The organism is Micromonospora globispora, assembly GCF_003857015.1.
Classification (GTDB): domain Bacteria; phylum Actinomycetota; class Actinomycetes; order Mycobacteriales; family Micromonosporaceae; genus Micromonospora; species Micromonospora globispora.
The window spans coordinates 1-2,870 of the sequence record NZ_QGGF01000589.1; the positions used below are offsets into that span (position 1 = coordinate 1).

Annotated in this window: 3 protein-coding genes; 1 reads left to right on the forward strand and 2 read right to left on the reverse strand. The window is 71.8% G+C overall.

The genetic code is table 11. The features are described 5' to 3' along the window. Positions 1 to 110: 110 nt before the first annotated feature. Positions 111 to 1,583 carry an N-acetylmuramoyl-L-alanine amidase gene (locus tag DKL51_RS29800; RefSeq protein WP_221623260.1) on the forward strand — a complete coding sequence of 491 codons (1,473 nt, stop codon included), beginning with the start codon at positions 111 to 113 and terminating at the stop codon, positions 1,581 to 1,583. 63 nt (positions 1,584 to 1,646) lie between these two features. On the opposite strand, the gene hemQ is transcribed toward DKL51_RS29800, so the two are convergent. Continuing rightward, a complete protein-coding gene (hemQ, locus tag DKL51_RS29805) occupies positions 1,647 to 2,348 on the reverse strand; it encodes a hydrogen peroxide-dependent heme synthase (RefSeq protein WP_109942695.1) in 702 nt (233 codons plus the stop codon). Continuing rightward, on the reverse strand, positions 2,345 to 2,870 hold a 526-nt coding region (locus DKL51_RS29810; RefSeq protein WP_185734963.1), incomplete at its 5' end, for a protoporphyrinogen/coproporphyrinogen oxidase. The genes DKL51_RS29810 and hemQ, both read right to left, overlap by 4 nt.

Below are 2,870 nucleotides of genomic sequence, written 5' to 3' on the forward strand. Positions count from 1 at the left end.
CGTCGTGGGCGCCGGCCGAGACCACCGCGCCGGCGCCCACGACGAGCTCGCCCGCGCCGACCGCCACGACCGCCCCCGCCGCGACGAACCCGGTCCCCACGCCGAAGGTGGTGACCCGGGCCGAGTGGCAGGCCGACGAGTCGATCGTCACCGAGCCGCCGTCGTACGGGACCTCGGTCAAGGCGTTCTGGGTGCACCACACCGCCGGCACGAACGACTACAGCTGCGCCGACTCGGCCGCCATCGTCCGCGGCATCGAGGTCTACCACGTCAAGAGCAACGGCTGGAACGACATCGGCTACAACTTCCTGGCCGACAAGTGCGGCGTGATCTTCGAGGGCCGCAAGGGCGGCATCGACCAGCCGGTGATCGGCGCCCACACGTACGGCTTCAACACCGACACGGCAGCGATCGCCATCCTCGGCACCTACATCAGCTCCGGTGTCCCCCCGGTGGTGCAGGACGCCATCGCGCACGTCGCCGCGTACAAGCTCGGCCAGTACGGCAACGACCCGCTCGGCAAGGTCACCCTGACCGAGGGCGTGGCGGACGGCAAGTACGCCCTCGGCGAGCAGGTCACCTTCAACCGGATCGGCGGGCACCGGGACGCGGTGGCCACCGAGTGCCCCGGCGACGCCCTCTACGGCCAGCTCGGCATCATCCGCAACAAGGCCGCCACGGTGTACGGACTGACCCTGACCGGCCTCACCGGGACGAAGAACGGCACCACCTACTACACGAAGACGGGCACCACGGCGTCCTGGTCGGTCAGCACGCCGAGCGCCCTGATCTCCCGCTTCGAGGTGCTGGTGGACGGGGCGGTGGCCGTGACCACGGCGGGCACCGCCCGCTCGGCGGCGCTCACCCTGGCCCCGGGCACGCACACCGTCCAGGTGCGCGGCGTGCACCGGCTCGGCCGGACCGCGGCGACCCCCGCGCAGACCGTCATCGCCGACACCACCGCGCCGAGCTTCCCGCAGGTGCCCACCCTGTCCCTGCGGACCGGCAGCGTGAGCAGCTCGGTCGTGCCGGTGACGCTGGGCTGGCGCGCCGCGGACAACGTGGCCGTCCGTTCGGTCGCGCTGACCGCCCCGACCACCGGCACCTTCGCGGCGAGCGGCACGTACGGCACCACGACGAAGCCGGGCGTCACCACCACCTGGTCGATGCGGGCGCAGGACTGGTCCGGTAACACCACCACCTCCTCGGCGAGCTGGACCCCGCTCTTCATCCCGGAGACGAAGGCCACCCGCACCGGGACCTGGTCCACCTACACCAGCAGCAACTACCTGGGCGGCTCGGCGCTCACCGCGACGGCCGGCGGGGCATCGCTGAGCTGGGTCTTCACCGGACGATCGGTCTCCTTCGTGGCCACCAAGACGGCGACCTCCGGTCAGGCGTACATCTACGTCGACGGCGTGAAGGTGTCGACGGTGGACCTCTACTCCAGCACCGTCCAGTACCGCCGGGTGGTATGGGCGAAGAGCTGGACCGGCAGCGCCCGGCACACCGTGAAGATCGTGGTGGTCGGCACCTCCGGCCGCCCCCGGGTCATCACGGACGGCCTGGTCTACGTCCGGTGACGTGAACCGCGGCGGGCCCCGGAGAGAGATCTCCGGGGCCCGTTTCGGTTCGTCGGCCGGCGGTCAGACCAGGCAGGTGACGATGTCGGCGATCGGCCGGCGGCGGCCGGTGTAGAACGGGATCTCCTCCCGTACGTGCCGTCGGGCGCCGGCCGCCCGCAGATCGCGCATCAGGTCCACGATCCGGTGCAGCTCGTCGGCCTCGAAGGCGAGCATCCACTCGTAGTCGCCGAGCGCGAACGAGGCGACCGTGTTGGCCCGCACGTCCGGGTAGCCGCGGGCCATCCGGCCGTGCTCGGCGAGCAGCTCCCGGCGCTCGGCGTCCGGCAGCAGGTACCACTCGTACGAGCGGACGAACGGGTAGACGCTGAGGTACGCCCGCGCCTCCTCACCGGCGAGGAACGCCGGGATGTGGCTCTTGTTGAACTCCGCCGGCCGGTGCAGCGCCATCTGCGACCAGACCGGGGTGAGCGCCCGACCCAGGGTGGTCCGCCGGAAGCGCAGGTAGGCGTCCTGGAGGGCGTCACTGGAGGACGAGTGCCACCAGATCATCAGGTCCGCGTCGGCGCGCAGGCCGGCCACGTCGTACGTGCCGCGGATCGTCACGTCCTTGCCGGCCAGCTCCTCGAAGAGGGCCTCGACCTCGTCGATGACGTTCTCTCGCAGGGACGGGAGGGGGCTGGTCGCCCGGTACACCGACCACATCGTGTAGCGGATGCTGGCGTTCAGCTCCCGCAGCCGGGCCGCGTTGGTCTGCTCGGTCATGATCCCGATCCTCCCAGTGCTGTGATGATCTCTTCGGCCGCCGTCTCGCCGGAGCGGACGCAGACCGGGATGCCGACGCCGTCGTAGCCGGCGCCGGCCAGGGCCAGCGTGGGGTGGGCGGCGCGCAGCGCCGTCCGGGCCGCCGCCACCCGGTCCAGGTGGCCGGGGGTGTACTGCGGCAGGGCGCCACCCCACCGCTGCACATGGCTGGCGACCGGGCTGGGCAGCGGGGTGCCCAGCACCTTGGACACCTCCCGGTGCACGGTCGCCACCAGCTCGTCGTCGGTGAGCTGCAGCGACGTCTCGTCGCCGTACCGGCCGACCGAGGCGCGCAGCAGGGCGAGCCCGTCCGGGCGGCGCAGGTGCCCCCACTTGGTGGTGAAGAAGGTGGATGCCTTGATCAGCAACCCCTCGGTGGCGGGCACCAGGAACCCGGACAGCCCGGGCAGCTCCGGCTCGGGCAGAGCCATGGTGATCAGCGCCACGCTGGCGTAGTCGAGCTCGCCGACGGTCGCGGCCACC